The organism is Sphingobium sp. CECT 9361 (assembly GCF_918741285.1).
Lineage (GTDB): Bacteria > Pseudomonadota > Alphaproteobacteria > Sphingomonadales > Sphingomonadaceae > Sphingobium.
In genome coordinates, this window is record NZ_CAKKNC010000009.1 from 23,934 (window position 1) to 40,429 (window position 16,496).

The 16,496-nt window shown below is 63.4% G+C and carries 14 protein-coding genes; 1 reads left to right on the top strand and 13 read right to left on the bottom strand.

The window, feature by feature from the left end; all coding sequences use genetic code 11:
* Nucleotide 1: 1 nt before the first annotated feature.
* The 10 genes from hutC to LQ220_RS13835 form a co-directional block, all read right to left on the bottom strand.
* Nucleotides 2–742 carry a histidine utilization repressor gene (gene hutC / locus LQ220_RS13790; protein WP_004213136.1) on the bottom strand — a complete coding sequence of 247 codons (741 nt, stop codon included), beginning with the start codon at nt 740–742 and terminating at the stop codon, nt 2–4.
* A 140-nt stretch (nt 743–882) separates the two neighbouring features.
* Nucleotides 883–1,320 carry a DUF411 domain-containing protein gene (locus tag LQ220_RS13795; RefSeq protein WP_004213035.1) on the bottom strand — a complete coding sequence of 146 codons (438 nt, stop codon included), beginning with the start codon at nt 1,318–1,320 and terminating at the stop codon, nt 883–885.
* Nucleotides 1,321–1,388: 68 nt separating this feature from the next.
* Nucleotides 1,389–2,630, bottom strand: coding sequence for an MFS transporter (locus LQ220_RS13800; protein ID WP_015449261.1), 1,242 nt, complete (start codon nt 2,628–2,630; stop codon nt 1,389–1,391).
* Entirely contained in the window at nt 2,624–3,610 is a 987-nt protein-coding gene (locus LQ220_RS13805; RefSeq protein ID WP_230188863.1) for a copper resistance protein B, read from the bottom strand. The genes LQ220_RS13800 and LQ220_RS13805 overlap by 7 nt, the downstream gene beginning before the upstream one ends.
* Nucleotides 3,607–5,313 (bottom strand): copper resistance system multicopper oxidase, encoded by a 1,707-nt coding sequence (locus LQ220_RS13810; RefSeq protein WP_015449263.1) that lies wholly within the window; start codon nt 5,311–5,313, stop codon nt 3,607–3,609. Before LQ220_RS13810 ends, LQ220_RS13805 begins: the two co-directional genes overlap by 4 nt.
* 25 nt (nt 5,314–5,338) lie before the next feature.
* Nucleotides 5,339–6,355, bottom strand: a complete 1,017-nt coding sequence (gene adhP / locus LQ220_RS13815) for an alcohol dehydrogenase AdhP (RefSeq protein ID WP_230188864.1) — start codon at nt 6,353–6,355, stop codon at nt 5,339–5,341.
* Between the two features lie 26 nt (nt 6,356–6,381).
* Nucleotides 6,382–7,902 (bottom strand): aldehyde dehydrogenase family protein, encoded by a 1,521-nt coding sequence (locus LQ220_RS13820; RefSeq protein ID WP_015449264.1) that lies wholly within the window; start codon nt 7,900–7,902, stop codon nt 6,382–6,384.
* 252 nt (nt 7,903–8,154) lie between these two features.
* Complete coding sequence (locus LQ220_RS13825) at nt 8,155–8,484, bottom strand: hypothetical protein (RefSeq protein WP_004212674.1); 330 nt, start codon at nt 8,482–8,484, stop codon at nt 8,155–8,157.
* A gap of 147 nt (nt 8,485–8,631) precedes the next feature.
* A complete protein-coding gene (locus LQ220_RS13830) occupies nt 8,632–9,033 on the bottom strand; it encodes a hypothetical protein (RefSeq protein WP_015449265.1) in 402 nt (133 codons plus the stop codon).
* A 323-nt stretch (nt 9,034–9,356) separates the two neighbouring features.
* Entirely contained in the window at nt 9,357–9,647 is a 291-nt protein-coding gene (locus LQ220_RS13835; RefSeq protein WP_076605627.1) for a hypothetical protein, read from the bottom strand.
* Nucleotides 9,648–10,274: 627 nt separating this feature from the next.
* On the opposite strand from LQ220_RS13835, the gene LQ220_RS13840 reads away from it, so the two are divergent.
* Nucleotides 10,275–11,741, top strand: coding sequence for a multicopper oxidase domain-containing protein (locus LQ220_RS13840; RefSeq protein ID WP_037479746.1), 1,467 nt, complete (start codon nt 10,275–10,277; stop codon nt 11,739–11,741).
* 1,331 nt (nt 11,742–13,072) lie between these two features.
* Here LQ220_RS13840 and istB read toward each other — a convergent pair.
* The 3 genes from istB to LQ220_RS13855 are packed head-to-tail and all read right to left on the bottom strand — an operon-like array spanning nt 13,073 to nt 16,476.
* Complete coding sequence (gene istB, locus LQ220_RS13845) at nt 13,073–13,903, bottom strand: IS21-like element helper ATPase IstB (protein WP_037479744.1); 831 nt, start codon at nt 13,901–13,903, stop codon at nt 13,073–13,075.
* Nucleotides 13,900–15,399, bottom strand: coding sequence for an IS21 family transposase (istA, locus tag LQ220_RS13850; RefSeq protein WP_093068369.1), 1,500 nt, complete (start codon nt 15,397–15,399; stop codon nt 13,900–13,902). Before istA ends, istB begins: the two co-directional genes overlap by 4 nt.
* 57 nt (nt 15,400–15,456) lie before the next feature.
* Entirely contained in the window at nt 15,457–16,476 is a 1,020-nt protein-coding gene (locus tag LQ220_RS13855; RefSeq protein ID WP_162182219.1) for a Cj0069 family protein, read from the bottom strand.
* Nucleotides 16,477–16,496: the final 20 nt, after the last annotated feature.

The window sequence follows — 16,496 nt, forward strand, 5'->3', positions numbered from 1 at the left end:
GCTAGGTCCCAACAGAAAAAGCCGCCGATAGCTCGAACCGATTGCCCGGGTGCGTGAGCCAAGCGTGCGATACGAGACGTCCGCGACTCCAGGTTCTGCGCGTCATCATTAGCACTGGTTCTCCTTCAGCGAGGCCCAGCATTGTTCGCATGGCTGTATCCGGCATCGCCGCGCACACCCGGTGCTCTACTCGCTCGAGCGGGGCAACACGTGTCAGATATTCATTCGGCGTCGAGGCGCTGAAATCCCTCTCTCCGTAGCGTGGCGCAGCAGATGCCAGCACAAAGCGCTCCTCGACCTGAATTGGGAATTCGGTCTCGTGATGGACGATAAGCGAATGGAAGAGGCGCGTGCCCAAGCCGACTTCCAGCAGAGCTGCCCTTTCCGCATCAGCCCGTATCTCGATATTATAAATGACGCGCGCGCGATAGGCGTGGCCCCTGCCGCGCACCTCCTCCGCGATGTTGCGGATCTCGATCAGCTGCCCGATCGGCCGGGGCTCGGCGACAAAGCTGCCCCGCCCCGCCCGCCGTACCACGACACCGGCCGATTGCAGTTCCCGCAACGCCCGGTTTGCGGTCATGCGCGAGACTTTGAACGTCTCGACGAGCTCGGCCTCTGACGGCGTCTGGTCGCCGGGCTTCAGGCGACCTTCCCGGATGTCCTCGAAAATGCTGTCTTTGATCGCCACATAGCGAGGTTGCTTCTCCGCACCGGCAGCGTCGACCGCGGGTTCGCCCACAGAAGCAGCTTTCGTCCGGGGAGCGGATGCGCGGCTATGGGGGCGAGCGGGAGCATGCATCAAATGACTATACAGGTGGGGGCGAGCAAGTCCCAGTCATTCAAACAGGAAATCACCAGCGAGAGCCGAGGCGTGCGTGATCAATGCCGCGCGAAGACCTTCTGGCCCGAACTGCCGAACGACACCACCGCATAGGGTTGGCGGGCGGCGCCTGCCACTTCCATGCCCTCCGAGCCGATCGGCATCCCCGCCACCGCAATGCCTCTGACGCCTACGGGACGGGTTGCCAGCAGGCGCTTGATATCGGCGACCGGGACATGGCCCTCGATCAGATAGCCATCAACCATCGCGCTGTGGCAGGATGCCAGCGTGCCCGGCATGCCGGCCCTCCGCTGAAGCGCCCCGCGCGACGCATCGTCGCGCATGACGACCGTGCGGCCCAGCTTCGCGCGAAGCGCCTGGGCCCACTTCTCACAGCATCCACAACCCGGGTCCCGGTGGACGACGACATCATTCGCCGCAAGCGCTGCGCCGGGCAGGGCGAGGAACAGCAAGGCGGCAGAAAGACGGGTCTTCATGAACGGCTCCCGGAAGCATGCGATAGGGTTCCTAATGATCTATACGCATTGATGCCCCCTACCCCTCATCACGCTGAAGATTTCACGATGGCGCGCGGCCTCCAGGCGAGCGGCAAGGACACAAGCAGCGCCAGCGACAGACCACCAATCCCCCACAAGACTAAGTGCTGCGCCCCGGGAGCGACGACGGCGATCGCCAGCGGCGCGAGCGCCTGCCCGATGCTGGCGGCGGAATGCTGGAGACCGAGCTTCAGACCCGAAGGGGCTGCCGCACCGCTGATCCAGAAGCTGGTGACCAATCGAAGGGTTGCCGAGCTCCAGCCGGCAGCAACGATGATCCCACTGAGTTCGGCCATGCTCGCGGCGACAGGGAACAGGAAGAGCGCCGCAGCCAGCAGGCCGAGCGTCAGCCCCGCAAGCCGCCTCGGCATGGTCACCAGCCAATCGAGCCTCGCATGGAAGATCTGTGCTGCCAGCATGCCCAATCCGCAGAGACTGAGCATCCAGGCGATCTCTTCGCGGCTCAGCGAAATGACGCTCCGCGTCACCAGGAGATTGACATGCATCGCCGCCAGCCCGCCGCCCGCGACGATCGTGACGAAAAGCAGGATCAGCGTCGCGCCGAGCGTCGGCGCGGGCAGGTCTCCGCCATCGATGCAAGGTGCACACCAGCGCGGCAGACGCACGGCGCAAAGCGCCGCCCCGACGGCACCGATGCCGAAAGCGAGGATCATGAGGGGAGCGCGGGGCAGGATCGCGGCCGAGACCTCCGCCACCAGCGGACCGGCGAGATCGCCCAGAAACAAGAAGGCGGTCAGCCAGGTGAAGCGCCGCGCCTGGTCCGCGCGCTCGTTTGCGGCAAAGCTCGCGCAGAGCAAGCCCAACGGTATGATGGCGGCCGACGCCATCCCCGCCACCAGGCGCAATGCATAAAGCTCAGGCAGCCCGACGAGGCCGATCGGCGCGGTCACCAGGGCGAGGATGACCAGCGCTGCGCGCAACATCGCCCGATAGTCGACCCGGTCCGCGATCCAGCCCCAGAGCGGCGCCGCCAGCAAGGCTGCCAGGGGATGGACCGCGGTCAGGCTCGCGACATGAAAATCATGAGCGCTTGACGATAGCGCGCCACGAGCCGGGTCGACCAGTGCCGGAAGGAAGGCGAGAATGGCCGTCTGTCCCGCCGACGCCGCAGCCGCCGCGAGCAACAAGACGAAAAAGGAGGCCGGCCAGCGACCGTTGGCTTGCGATCCAGCCTTGTCACGCGGCGCGTTCGCGGTCGACCCCTCGAGTGGCCATCCGCGGATCACCACCAGGCGCGCAAGCCGATCACCAGCCTGTGTTCGGAAGGCCCTTCCCCGCGCAGGCGACGGAAATCGGCCGTGCCGTCAAATGCGCGCTCCCAGACGAAGCCGATATAGGGCGCGAACTTGCGCGACACCTCGTAGCGCAACCGTCCGCTCAGCTCGACATTGCTGAAGCCGCTGCCGAGCTGCCGATCGCTCGACCGCTTCGAATAGATATTGGTCTCCACCTGCGGCGTAAGGATCAACCGATTGGTGAACAAGACCTCATCGGACGCCTTGGCGCGCGCCGCGAGACGCCCATCGGTTCCTACATAGCCGGTGAGCTGGACGTCGAACCAATAGGGCGCCAGTCCCTCGACGCCGGCGGCCAGCCATGTCGTCGCGCCCTTGCCGAGATCCTGCCTGACCCCGAGCAGCGTGCCCCAGAACGGGTTCTTGCTGTGCCACCACAGCGCCTCGACGCTGCTCTCCGGATCGAGACGTTGGTCGCGGGAGTTCTTGAGGCCCTGGCTGCGCAGCCAGAGCTTGTCATTGTCCTGACCCTTGGTGACGAGCACGGTCCAACCCACGCCCTGACCCTCGTTGCCGCTGGCGAATTCGAGCTCATCGACAAGTATCTTGGGGATCGAGAGCTTGTCGGCCATCTCATAGCCCGGCAGCGTCGAGTTGCGATAGCCGTCGGCATAATCGTCCGAGTTGCGCGCGTCCGGCGGGGCCTTGCCACCCTGCATCGAGCCCATCTCCATCGTGGCGCCGTTACCGGACGCCTTCGTGTCGGTCATATCCATGCCCGGCATGTCCATGCCCGCATGGTCCTGAGAGCCTTGCGCGGAAGGGGTGTGCTGAGCGGGAGTGGCCGTTTGGGCAGGGGTGGCGGCGGGCGACGGGGGCGAGGCATCCTGCGCGAGGGCGGGAGCCGTGATCGCCGGCGCCAGGAAGAGGGCAGCGCCAAGAGCGATGCCGCGCGAGGGGAAAATCCGGATCATGCGACCACCACCTCCCGGAACATGCCGGCCGCCATGTGATAGAGCAGATGGCAGTGGAAGGCCCATCGGCCCATGGCGTCGGCGGTGACGCGGAAGCTCACCCGCTGGGCGGGCTGGACCACGACCGTATGCTTGCGGACCTGGAAGGCGCCGTCCGGGCCTTCGACATCGCTCCACATGCCGTGCAGATGCATCGGATGCGCCATCATCGTGTCGTTGACGAAGGTGACGCGCAGCCGCTCGTTTGGCTTGAAATGAAGCGGCCTGGAATCGTTGAGCTTGATGCCGTCGAGCGACCAGATGAACCGTTCCATATTGCCCGTCAGATGCAGCTCAATGTCGCGCTCGGGCTCGCGCGGGTCGGGATCGCCGCCCGGCGTGCGCAGATCGGCCAGCGTCAGCACGCGCCAGCCGCGCCCGCGCAGCCCGGCGCCGGGATCGTCGAGATTGGTGCGCGGATAGTCGACGCGCATGTCGGTATTGGCGCCATATTCGGTGCGGGCGTGCCGTGCCCTGGCCGGCATCTCGGTCATGCCGTGCCCGGCATGCGCGTCGCCTCCCATTGCGCCCATCGTCGCCATCGCGCCCATCATGTCGACCGGCTCGAGCCAGGTCCGGGCATCGAGCGGCGGCACGGCTGCCGCCATGCCCGGGGCCGGTGCGATCGTGCCACGCGCATAGCCGCTCCGATCGATCGCCTGCGCGAAGATGGTGCGGGCGCCGCCCTCGGGCATGGTGAACTCGACGTCGTAGGTCTCGCCCGGGCCGATCCGGAATTCCTCGACCGTGACCGGCTCGACCGGCTGCCCGTCGGTCGATACGACCGTCAGCTCGACCCCGGGGATCCGCACGTCGAAGAACGTCGCCGTCCCCGCGCCGACGAAGCGCAGGCGCACGCGCTCGCCGGGCGCGGCGATACCGGTCCAGTTGCCGGCGGGCGGCGCGCCGTTCATCAGATAGGTGTAGGTCGCGGCAGAGACATCGCTGTAGTCGGTCGGGTTCATCCGCGAGCTGTTCCACATCCGCCGCCGCTCGAGCGCCTTGCCCAAGCCCATGGTGCCGACATCCTTGAGGAAATCGCCGGCGGTCGGCTGCGCAAAATTATAGTAGCTGCTCTGCTTCTTGAGATTGAGGAAGATCTGCAACGGCGGCTCGTCCGACCAGTCGCTGAGCACGATGCAATAGTCGCGATCGGGCGCCCGCGCCGTCGGCACCTGTTTTGGCTCCACGATGATCGCTCCATAGAGTCCCGTCTGCTCGGCGAGCGTGTGAGCGTGATACCAGTAGGTTCCGCTCTGGCGGACCTCGAAGCGATAGGTGAAGGTCTCGCCCGGCGCGATGCCGGCAAAGCTGATGCCGGGCACGCCGTCCATCTCCGCCGGCACGATGATGCCGTGCCAATGGATGCTCGACATCTCCTTGAGGCCGTTGCGCACACGGAGCGTGACCGTATCGCCTTCGCGCAGGCGCAGGACCGGCGCGGGCACGCTGCCGTTCACGGCAGTCGCGATACGGCGCTTGCCGGTGAAGTTGACTGGCAGCTCGGCGATCTCGAGGTCGAACTCGGTCCCGCTCAGCTCAGCGGGCAAGGTTGGGGCGGATCGCGCGAGAAGCGCCGGGGCGAAACCGGCGACCGCGCCGCCGATCGCCAGCCCCTGGACGAAACGGCGCCGCGCGATCGGCCGGATATGTAAGGGAGACATGAACTGTACTTTCGCGAAGTCGGGTTCAGGCGAGGTCGAGGACGATCCGGCCCTCGATGTCGCCATGATGCATGCGGGAGAAGACGTCGTTGATGTTCTCCAGCTTGTCTGCATGGACCGTGGCCTTGACCTTGCCCTCGCCGGCGAACGCCAGTGCCTCGAGCAGATCGAGCCGCGTGCCGACGATCGAGCCGCGCACGGTAATGCCGTTCAGCACGGTGTCGAAGATCGACAGCGGGAAGTCGCCCGGCGGCAGGCCGTTGAGCGCGACCGTGCCGCCGCGCCGGACCATGCCGAGCGCCTGCTGGAACGCCTTGGGCGAAACGGCGGTCACCAGCGCCCCGTGCGCGCCGCCAATGGCTTTCTTGAGCGCTGCCGAAGGGTCCTCGCTGCGCGCGTTGACCGTCAGTGTGGCGCCAAGGCGTGTAGCGAGGTCGAGCTTGCTATCGTCGATGTCGACCGCGGCCACATTGAGACCCATGGCACGGGCATATTGCACCGCCATGTGGCCGAGCCCGCCAATGCCGGAGACGACCACCCACTCGCCGGGCCGGGCCTCGGTGGCCTTCAGTCCCTTGTAGACGGTGACGCCCGCGCAGAGGATCGGCGCAATGTCGAGGAAGTCGACATTGTCGGGAAGGTGACCAACATAGTTGGGATCGGCGAGGACATATTCGGCAAAGCTGCCATTGACCGAATAGCCGGTGTTCTGCTGTTCGTGGCAAAGCGTCTCCCAGCCACCCAGGCAATGCACGCAGGCGGTGTAGAGCCAGGGCACACCGACCCGGTCGCCTTCCTTCACATGGGTGACGCCGGCACCAACGGCGGCGACATGCCCGACGCCCTCATGGCCGGGAATGAAGGGCGGGTTGGGCTTGACCGGCCAGTCCCCTTCTGCCGCGTGCAGGTCGGTATGGCACACGCCGGTTGCCGCAATCTTGACCAGGACCTGCCCGGGGCCGACCGTCGGGATCGGCGCGTCCTCGATGACCAGGGGCTTGCCAAATTCGCGGACGACCGCCGCCTTCATGGTTTTCGCCATGTCCGTTTCTCCTTTTAAGCGGGGGGTCAGAATAGGCCGAGCGCGTGCTCGTCATAGGAGACGAGCAGATTCTTGGTCTGCTGATAATGATCGAGCATCATCCGGTGGTTTTCACGCCCGAAGCCCGATGCCTTGTATCCGCCGAAGGCGGCATGGGCGGGGTACTGATGATAGCAGTTGGTCCAGACCCGCCCGGCCTCGATCGCGCGGCCGAGCCGGTAGGCGGTGTTGCCGCTCCGGGTCCAGACGCCCGCGCCAAGACCGTAGGCGGTGTCATTGGCAAGTGCGATCGCCTCCTCGACCGTCTTGAACGTGGTGACCGACAGGACGGGACCGAAGATCTCCTCCTGGAAGATGCGCATGTGGTTCTGACCCACGAACACGGTCGGCTGCACGAAATAGCCCTGGTCGAGCGCACCGCCCGGCAGCGCCCTGGCGCCACCGACCAGACACTGCGCGCCCTCGGCCTTGCCGATATCGATATAGCCCAGGATCTTGTGGAGCTGGTCCTCCGACGCCTGCGCGCCGACCTGGACCGACGGGTCGAGCGGATCGCCCTGGCGGATCGCGGCGACGCGCGCCACGGCGCGCTCGATGAAGCGGTCGAAGATCGACTCATGGATCAGGGCGCGCGACGGGCAGGTACAGACCTCGCCCTTGTTGAAGGCGAACAAAGTAAAGCCTTCGAGCGCCTTGTCGAAGAAGGCATCGTCCTCGTCGAGCACGTCCGCCATGAAGATGTTGGGCGACTTGCCGCCAAGCTCCATCGTCTGGGGGATCAGATGGTCCGCCGCGGCGTGCATGATCTGCTTGCCGGTGACGGTCTCGCCGGTGAACGAGACCTTGGCGATGCGCGGATTGGCGGCGATCGCCTGGCCAACGGTCCGTCCCGGGCCGGTAACGACATTGAGCACGCCGGGCGGCAGGATGTCGGCGGTGAGCTCGGCGAACATCAGCAAGGTGAGCGGCGTCTGGGATGCGGGTTTGATGACGGTGCAGTTGCCCGCCGCCAGCGCCGGGGCGATCTTCCACGCCGCCATCAGCAGCGGGAAGTTCCACGGGATGATCTGGCCGACGACGCCGAGCGGCTCGCGGAAATGATAGGCGATGGTGTCCGCATCGATCGTCGAGATGCCGCCTTCCTCCGCCCGGATGCAGCCGGCGAAGTAGCGGAAATGGTCGATCGCGAGCGGCACGTCGGCAGCGCGCGTCTCGCGGATCGGCTTGCCATTGTCGATCGTCTCGGCAAGTGCCAGCAACTCCAGATTGTCTTCGAGCCGGTCGGCGACGCGATTGAGAATCCTGGCGCGTTCGGCGGGCGCGATCCTTGCCCATTGATCCTTGGCGGCGTGCGCCGCATCGAGCGCGCGCTCGACATCTTCCGGCGTCGACAGCGCGAACTCTGCGATCTGGGCGCCATTGATCGGGCTCGTGTCGGCGAAATACTCGCCGCCCGCAGGAGCGCTCCAGCGGCCTCCGATGAAATTATCATAGCGGTGTCGGAAGGAGGCCGCCGCGTTAATGGTCCCGATCGCCTTCTCGAACATAACCTGACTCCATCTCTATCGATGGCCTGACGGAGTAATCTCTTTGCCCGGGTGGCCTATAAGTAAGTTCCGCAGAAGGTAGTCTGGTATCGGGGTCGCGGGCTTGAGGGTCAGACACGCCAACAGAGCCGATGACTATTCATCGACTCCCGAACCTATTCGCGCACGCCTGATCGGAATTATGCCGAGACAGGCGTTACTCGGCCGAGTCTTCTTTTGGCGAGGGCGGCGCTTGGCATTCCAATTCTGGCGTTACGCCCGGACGCGCTTTAGGCTCACCCAATCGCCTTTCTGAAGCGTCCCGTCCCTCACGCGGAAATGAGCATAATGGTCGTCGAAAATCTGGTCGACTTCGACATGACCGACAAGACGGCGGTGGCGCGGCGTTGCGTGATAGACTTCGAGTATCTGCCCGATGTGCGCGCCATCGGCCTTACCCAGGCAGGCCACTGTGCCGCCCGCATCCATACGGACGATCTTGCCGCGCATGAACAAGCTATGGCCGATACCCTGTGCGAGGAGCGGCGTGCTGCCAAAGAGCAGAAAGCCAACAGCAGCACCGACGCCAAGATGTTTTCGCATCGCTGTTTCCTCTGTCAAGTCAGACGCTCGGACCCGGTTTTGAAAGCTGGGAGCACGGGGCGACGCTGGGCATCGTCAAAGAACTGGCCCGCCGCGGGGGAACGGCGGGCCCTCAGCCCCTGGGGTCTGTTCTCGGGGCTGGAAACCTCACATGTCGCTCATCGGCTTGTCGGCCATGGGCTTGGCGGTCTTCTTCTTCGCCGCCGGCTTGGCCTTCTTCATCGGCATCTTGCAGCAGCCACTCTTCGCCTTACCGGCCATGCCCGAGCCGTTCGATGCAGGCGAGCCGCCGGACATGCCGGCCATCCCCGACATGCCCTGTTGATCCTGCTGGGCCGGTTGCCCCTGCTGCTTCTGCGCGCCGGCCTGATGATCCTTCATCATCTGATCGTGCATCTGCTGCCCGCCATGATCCATGCCCTGCTGGTGGGCATGGGCCGGCGCAGCCTGCGCGGGCGCGGGCGTCGACTGGGCGAGAGCGGTGCCGGCGGCGAAGGTTAGCGTCGCGAAGAGGCTGACGGGCGCCGCGAGAAATGTCGTCTGTCGCATTGAGGGTCTCCGAGTGTTCTTCCTGTTGCCCGATCGACGTTCCGATCCCGGCAATTCCGAAGCTTCAATGCTGCTAGCGAGACGCAGTCTGTATACGTAACTTACGAATCCGCTTTTGATCGCGACAAGCATGCGCGGGATCGTGCGGGGTGGACCATGGTCCAAGGTCAAGCCAATTCATGATCCCGCTTGATGGCGGCCGGCAGCGAAGTGCAAAAACCAATTGGCCCGCCGTGGGAGAACGGCGGGCCAAAGCTGCGGTTGAACCAGGCCACGGTCGTTGGCCACCCCGCCTCGTGGTCGGAGCTGGCTTAATTGCAGGGTCAGCAACCGCCCCGCGACCTATGCAACATGCGGGAGGCTCCGTCCTGGGTCCCCATCTCCCGCGTAGCGATCCGATGGTCCTGCATCATCTCACCGGGCATCCGCACTTCGCGGTGTCGCATGCCTTGCATCTGGGCCGTGTCGGACCGAGCCGGCGCCGGCTTCGCCTTGAGCGTCTGTTCAAGGTCGGGCATGCCCGGCGGCATCCCATCGGCGAGAACTGGCCCGGCGCCGACGGCAAGGACGCCAAAGGCTGCGAGCGAAGCGATAATCGCTGCTTTCTTGCGCAAATATGATTCCTTCAAGTCTGAGTTTCAGTTCGACCGGACACATGCCCGGTCGATTCTCGCTCCCCAGGGAGCTTGCCGTTGAGATGGTATCGGCCTGGAGGTGGCAGTATACGTAATTTGCGAAGCTGGCGGTCAGCCTGCAATGTCAGCTTTAGTTCGGCTACTAGCAAAAGCTGGGCGCGGATGACCGAAGACGGCGGCCATCAAAGCCTCCGCCTAGCCCGAGCACTGGAAAGCGACGCCGCCTGCTGCAGTGGCGAACAGCGAAACGTAAATCGCACGCCGCTTTTGCTTCGGCGCGATCGTGGCAAGGCCCACCGCCGAACCAGCCACTCGGACTGGCCCAGGCTAAATTGTCGGAATAGACGCTCGCTCGGATCGGTGCCGCAGTGATTGAACGCTCGCCTGGCTGATTATTGATCAACTGGCGAGGGCCGCAACCAGCTTAGAAGGGCAATTTTGTCTTCCCAGAGGGGGCGGGCACAAAAGCGATCGGTTCGGGTATTACGGATATTGCCCTCCCGCGCGCCCTTTAAGGGAAGAGCGGCGCTTCGCCTCGGTGGATCTCATCGGATCGAGAAAAGCGCGTTTGCGTCAGTTTCACGATTGCTCAGGAGGGGCTTCGAAATGACTTTTCTGAGCCGGCGAACTGTCTTGGCGGGCGGAGGCCTCCTGCTGGGGGCGGCATGCACGCGCAGATTTGCGACGCCGGACCAAGCAGGCACGCTGCCCATTCCTCGCCTGTTAGATGCACGCGACCATGGGCAGAGAATTGGACTGAGGGCGCAGGAAGGGGAAACCACTTTCTTCCCAGGGCGGCGGAGCGCCACCATGGGATACAACGGAAGCTATCTCGGCCCGACTCTGCGGGTACATCGCGGGGACGACGTGACGGTGACTGTCAGCAACAATCTGTCTGCTGATACCACGGTTCACTGGCACGGGCTGCTCGTACCGGGAGAGCTGGACGGCAGCCCCCACCAGACCATTAGTCCAGGCGAGACTTGGCGTCCGACGCTGCCGATCCGTCAGCCGGCGGCCACTCTCTTTTATCATTCGCATGCACATGGCCGAACGGCGGAGCAGGTCTATGCAGGCCTAGCGGGATTGCTCTTCGTCACCGACGAGGAAGAGCAAGGTCTCGGTTTGCCTTCGGATTACGGCGTCGACGATCTACCAATCTTGATCCAGGATCGGCAGTTCGTGGATGGCCGTCTGGTGTTACCGGCGGGCATGATGGTGGCGCTGGACGGGAGGCGGGGCAACGTTATTCTCGTAAACGGCGCGTACAACCCGCGAGCAGACGTTCCCAGAAGCTTAGTGCGGCTGCGGCTTGTAAATGGTTCGAATGCCCGGACTTACGATCTTTCGTTCAGCGACGGACGAGCCTTTTATTGGATCGGCACCGAGGGCGGCCTTTTGGAAAAGTCCGTCGAATTGCAGTCCCTCACTCTGGCCTCCGGTCAGCGGGCTGAGATCTTGGTGGACTTCAGCGATGGCAAACCGGTCTCGTTGGTATCGGCTCCGGACCAAAGCACCCTCAGGGTGCATGGCATGGGCATGATGCATCGGCACGAGGCTAGCGAAAACAACGCAGGGAATGAAACTGTCCTCACATTTTCACCGCGCTTGGCATCGAGTAAGCGAGGTAGCACCACGCTTCCGCTCCTCCTGGCGTCCCGCGCGGTGCCAGATCCGGCGACGGTCGTCGCACGGCGACGTCTGGTGCTCAACATGAGGCTGGGAGGTATGATGGATAGCGACGAAGAGCCGCTAACGATCAACCACAGGCGATTCGATATTGATCGCATCGATGAGGAAGTCGAGCTTGGCGCCGTCGAGATATGGAAAGTCTCCGGGCAGAAAATGGCCCATCCCTTCCACATTCATGGAGTGCACTTCGACGTGCTACGTCGCGATGGCGAGGAACCAGATCTTCTTGATCAGGGGCCACGTGACACCATCGTCGTGGACGAACCGGTCGAGTTATTAATCCGCTTCGACCAGCCTGCTTCAAAAGCGCCCTTCCTGTTCCATTGCCATATCCTGGAGCACGAGGACGAAGGCATGATGGGTCAGTTTTCCGTGACGTAGTGGGAACAACTCAAGAAGCGAAATCCTGCATATGCCAATAAGGGGGCAATGCTCGACGTGTGACTTCGAACTCCGCTCTCGTTTTTGTTCCCTTTTCGGGCTTGGGCCAGAACGTTTCGCACATCTCGATCGAAGGCATTCGATCATCCCGGACACTTGTGCATCACATGACGAACCCTGCGGTTCGTCACGGCCACCAGGCGCCGCGGGCCGCGCTCTATAATGACCATACGCTTGTCGGGCCGTCCCGCGGCCGCTGTCAGTACTCGCGGCAATGAGTAATAGATGGTATCGCCGCGTTCATACCACTTTCCTCCGCCAAGCGGCGTCTGGTCAGGCAATCGGATTTCGCTGTAAGATCCGTTGCGATTAAGAACCCAGGCCATCCCCGACTTACAGCCGGATCGGCCATCAAATGACCAGACACCCGCGAGCTTGGTGGTCGAGGTATCTTCCCCTGCGGGAACGACCCTGGCCGGCGAAGGTAGCGTTGGCACAGTGAGCGCGGCGAAAATCGCCCAGATGGAACACGACCACCGTGTGAAAGTGAGCAGCCGGCATCGATATAACCCGTTAAGCGCGATCGTCATACTGTTCCCTTCCGATCCACACTCACTCCGCTGCGAGCTTCGTTGGTTGCCCTGGGCAGACTATGCCGACCATCTGCCGGTGGTAATGCGTATTTGTCGCTAGACAGAAGAGACGCCTGCGATGGCATCTGATCGCAGATCGCCCAGGACAAGGCAGCCGGCGCAGAACTTGGGATGACGGTGATCGTCTCATGCGCAGTGCAAGCGAGCAACCACATGAGCGGTAACGGGGGTGACGAGTTCGCTTCCGGACGAGGAAAAGGTGACCAGGTGACCTTCATTCTATCCCGACATGTTGGTTTGGACGCTCAAGCCGGGTGCCGAGGCGGAGGCATATAGGCCCGCCCGATGTACTAATCGCAAGCGACCGGTTTTCGGTTCTGATGCTCTTGCGCCCCAGTCAACCGACCGATCGCCATTCGTATATATCACAATTTCGCGGGTCGTTCGCCCCAGATAGGGTCAGAGCAGGTTCGAGTCGTGGAGGGGACGCCAGGCCGAAATGCCGGTTGTTCCCGCTGTCCTAGCCGCCACGAATTCGATGGAGATCCAAGGCAAGAGGAGCATTTGATGTCAGCCGCTTCAGCATTTCCAGCTCTGGCGCAGGCGTCCCCCCGACTGTCAACGGCGGTCGGATTTTAGGCCAGCATGGCGGAGTAAAAGCAGGCCAGTGAATGTGGCGCGGATGATATGCAAAGGGCCCCGATCGGGGCCCTTTGCATATTGGCCGTTTTCGGCATTTCAGTCGGGCGTGGTGGCCTGGTTTTGGTCCGCCCCGGCGGTGCGGCGGCGGCGGGCAGACTGCTTGAGCCGGTAGCTGTCGCCATTCATGGCCAGGATGCTGACGTGGTGGGTAAGGCGATCAAGGAGCGCGCCAGTCAGCCGCTCAGAGCCCAGGACCTGGGTCCAGTCCTCGAAGGGTAGATTTGAGGTCACGATCGTGGAGCCGCGCTCGTAGCGCTGGGAGAAGGTTTCGAACAGCAGTTCGGCCCCCGTCGGCGAGAGCGGGACATAGCCCAGTTCATCGACAATCAGCAGTTTTACGGCGGCAAGTTCGCGCTGCATCCTCAGGAGCCGCTTTTCATCGCGGGCCTCCATCAACTGGTTCACCAGGGCGGCAGCGGTGGTGAACAGGACGCTGAAGCCCTTCTGGCAGACGGCCAAGCCCAGGGCGAGCGCTACATGGGTTTTGCCTGTCCCGCTGTTGCCCAGCGCGATGATGTTTTCCCGCCGCAGGATATACTCGCAACGCGCCAGTTCGAGCACGAGCATCTTGTTGAGGCTGGGGATGGCCGTGAAGTCGAAGGTGTCCAGGCTCTTGACCGCCGGGAACCGGGCGGCGCGGATACGGCGCTCCACCGTGCGCCGCTCCCGGTCGATGAGTTCCAGCTCGATAAGGCGCAGAAGATAGCGGGTATGATCCACGCCATCGCGCGCACATTCCCGGGCCAGCTTCTCATACTCGCGCAGCACGGTGGGCAATTTGAGCTGCTTGAGATGATGCGCCAGCAGCACCTGCGGCGTGCCCGCCGTCGTGCCGATGGGCATCTTGTCATCCCCCGCCCGGCTCATGCAGCGATCCCCGGCAGCAGGCTGGCATAGTCGGCAGCGCGTGTGGTCTTGACCTCCATCCTGGGCAGGTGCGGATACGCTTCCAGGTCGAGCCGGGCGGGTCTACGCTCGATCCGCGCCAGTGCGATCTGCTTGACCGCATCGAAGCCGATAGCCCCGATGTGGATGGCCTCTTTCACCGCGAAGGTCACCACCTCCATCGGCATTGCCTCAAGCAGGCGCAGGACCTGAATGAACTCGCGCTTCCCCTTGTTGCCCATCCGCACCTCAAGGAGATGCCGCAGGTGCTGGAAGTCCTCCGGCAGGGTCCAGTCCTGAAGCGCGGCGGCCTGATCGAGCGCGCCTGGCTTGGTCTCGATCAGCGCTAGATAATGCAGCGGGTTTGCCACAAACATGGCCTCGCCATAACAGCGCGGATGACGGGCAATCTCCTCGCCCCCGCACAGGATGACAACCCGGTCGACGAAGCCCTTCACTACAACGTCCTGGAAGCCATAGCAGGTCGGCACCGAGTAATCGTTGGTGCGGTAGCGCACGAGCGCGGTCGAGGAGACGCGTGCCCCCTTGGTCTCGCATGGTTCGAACGTGCCGGCGGGCAGCGGGCGCAAAGCCGCCAGATCTGCCGCCAGGCGCTCCCCGATCGTCTCGGTGTGGCGCCCGGCTCGCTCTTCCTGCCGGGCCCGGCACCGCCGTTCCAGCTCTGCGTTGAAGTCGTCATAGGTCGCCGCGCGCGGGATCGGCACCATGAAGTGCGAGCGCGCATACTTCACCAGCCCTTCGACCTTCCCCTTGTCGTTGCCCTTGCCTGGGCGGCCAAAGCGATCGGCAAACAGGTGGTGGCTGACCAGCCCCGTGAAGGCCTGGGTCCGCTCACGCTTGCCATCCCCGCAGATTTTGGCGACCGCGATCTTGGTATTGTCGTACAGGATCGAGAGCGGCACCCCGCCAAAGAAGGCGAACGCGCAAACATGTCCGTCCAGAAAGGCTTCCGTCGTCTCGGCAGGATAGGCCTTCACAAAACAGGCATCCGACTGCGGAAGGTCCATGCAGAAGAAATGCACCTTCTGCCGCACTCCACCGATCACGCCCACCGCTTCGCCAAAGTCCACCTGAGCGTGCCCTGGCGGATGCGCCAGCGGCACGAAGGTCTCGCGGCTGCGCACACGGCTCTGCCGCACGTAATCCTTCACCACCGTATAGCCACCGCCGTAGCCATGTTCATCGCGCAACCGCTCAAAAATCCGCTTGGCCGTATGCCGCTGCTTGACCGGCGCGACGTAATCCTCAGCCAGTATCCGGTCGATCACCGGCAGCAACAATCCTAGCTTCGGCTTGGCGACAGGCTTGGAGCGCGTGTAGCCAGGCGGCAGCGAGAAACGGCACATCTTCGCGATCGTCTCTCGGCTCAGGCCGAAAACCTTCGCTGCCTCCCGCTGGCTGTTCCCTTCAACAAACACAAAGCGGCGTACCGCTGCATAGCTCTCCACGGCAAACATCCCCGGCCGCTCCAAAAAGAGCAACCTTACCAATGGCTGGTTTTTACTCCGCCGCGCTCAGCAATTTGCCGGCGCTCCATTGGCCTGGTTTGTCACCGCCCTGCACACTGGCTGGACGGCGCTTGGCGGAAATGGTGCAACCGAACTAGCATTGATCTCGCAAAGCGCATAGGAGCCATCGCTGATGGCTTCACCAGGGCGAAATAGGAAGTCGGCGTCCCAAAGAAGCGGAAGATCGTGGTCGGCGATCGACAGCAACCTTTGCATCTCTGGAATCCAGCGATCCTCCATCGCTTTCCGTAAGGCTGCGAAGCGCGTCACCTCCGGTCCGAACATGGCGCGGCCCATCGGCTGTGGGGTTGACGACGTTGTATCAATGGCCGTTGGCGTCATCAGCGCAGTGATCAGGTTGTGCCCAAAGCCAACCACTCGGTGCCCGCACACGTAGCAGCGGACCATGCCCTCGGACGACTGCGGCTGATAAGCCTGATCGATCAGCACGCCGCCGTCGTTTAGAAACGGCACCCACCTTTCCAAGCACTCGGCTAGGCTGATGCGCTCCGATTTGCTTCCTTGGCGGGCCTCTTGAACTTTCACCGACGTTTTCAAAGCCGGAGCGTTTCCCGCTTCGTCTAGTTGGACACGCCATACATTCCTGCCGCCGTTGCCGTAGTTCGGCTTCAGCACGCGCGGGCCTGCGGCAAGATGTTCGGGGAAACGAGCGCGAAGGCCTTCAGCGTCCACGTATCGATCGACATCGCTGCCCCATTCCATGGATCGCGTTGTGTAGAGCACTTCCTTGACGCCGATTTTGGCGATCACGTCAGGATGCGCGCTGACGACAACGCCGCACCCCGCGACTTCGCGCAGCATTGGATCGAGCTGCGAGCGGTCGCCTGAAATGTCCAACGGATTCACCCAGACCAGCACTGCGTCGCACGACAGCAGCTCGTCCCGAATCTCGCGAACCGCCTCGTCCCTGTACAGTACAGGCCACTGCCGGGCTTCATGAAAGCGATGCGTCCACTCGGCTGCTTGCCCACGCCAAAGAAGAGCGATGTTCGGGCCGGATGTCATTGTTGCATCTCCCCATCGGA